Origin of the sequence: Micrococcus sp. HSID17227, from assembly GCF_003989405.1 — a bacterium.
In the GTDB taxonomy this organism is placed as follows: Bacteria; Actinomycetota; Actinomycetes; order Actinomycetales; family Micrococcaceae; genus Micrococcus; species Micrococcus luteus.
Window position 1 is genome coordinate 1 of sequence record NZ_RBLN01000477.1, and the last position, 872, is coordinate 872.

Annotated in this window: 1 protein-coding gene and 1 pseudogene; one reads left to right on the forward strand and one right to left on the reverse strand. The window is 76.9% G+C overall.

What is annotated here, in order from left to right; genetic code table 11:
- On the reverse strand, window positions 1–633 hold a 633-nt coding region (locus D8M29_RS12770), incomplete at its 3' end, for a DNA polymerase IV (RefSeq protein ID WP_148111639.1).
- A 56-nt stretch (window positions 634–689) separates the two neighbouring features.
- On the opposite strand from D8M29_RS12770, the pseudogene D8M29_RS12775 reads away from it, so the two are divergent.
- Window positions 690–872 (forward strand): annotated as a pseudogene (locus D8M29_RS12775) (polyprenyl synthetase family protein); the annotation flags it as partial.

The window sequence follows — 872 nt, forward strand, 5'->3', positions numbered from 1 at the left end:
TCCGATGGTCGCCACCCCCCGCCGGGCGAGCCGCTCGGCCGCCTTGGGGCCCACGCCCCACAGCCGGCCCACGGGCAGCGGATGGAGGAAGTCCAGGGTGCGCTCCGGCGGCACGATCAGCAGGCCGTCTGGCTTGGCCGCGGTGGACGCCGTCTTGGCCACGAACTTCACGGCCGAGCCGCCCACGGTGCACGGCAGCCCCAGCTCGGAGCGGACGCGCTCCCGGATCAGGTGGCCGATGTGCTCGGGCGGGCCGAGCCGGCGGCGGGCGCCGGCGACGTCGAGGAACGCCTCGTCCACGCTGAGCTGCTCCATCACGGGGGTCACGTCCGCGAGCACGGCCATCACCTCGGCGGAGACGGCCCGGTAGAGCTGCTGGCGCGGCGGGATGACCACGAGGGGCGGGCACAGGGCGCGGGCGTGCGCCAGGGGCATCGCCGAGCGGACCCCGTAGGCCCGCGCCGCGTACGAGGCGGAGAGCACCACGGACCGGCCGCTCGGGGCGGCGACGGCGGCGGGACGCCCCTCGAGGTCGGGCTGTTCGCGCAGCTCGACGGACAGGAAGAACGCGTCCATGTCCACGTGCAGGATCGTCGCCTCATCGCGGGGTGCAGCGGGCGCGGTCTCGGACATGGACCGAGCCTATCCGGGACCGGCGAGCCGCCGCGCGGCGCGGCTAGGGTGGGGCCATGCCCGCCGACGTCGCCGTCCCCCGCCCCCGTCCCGCCGACCAGGACCGCTTCCGCGCCGCCGTCGCCGACGCCCTCGACCGCCTGCTGGCGGAGCACCGCGAACGCGCCCGGGACGTCCACCCGCTGACGGCGCCCCTCGTGGACGCGATCGCGGACCTGACCGCGGGCGGCAAGCGCCTG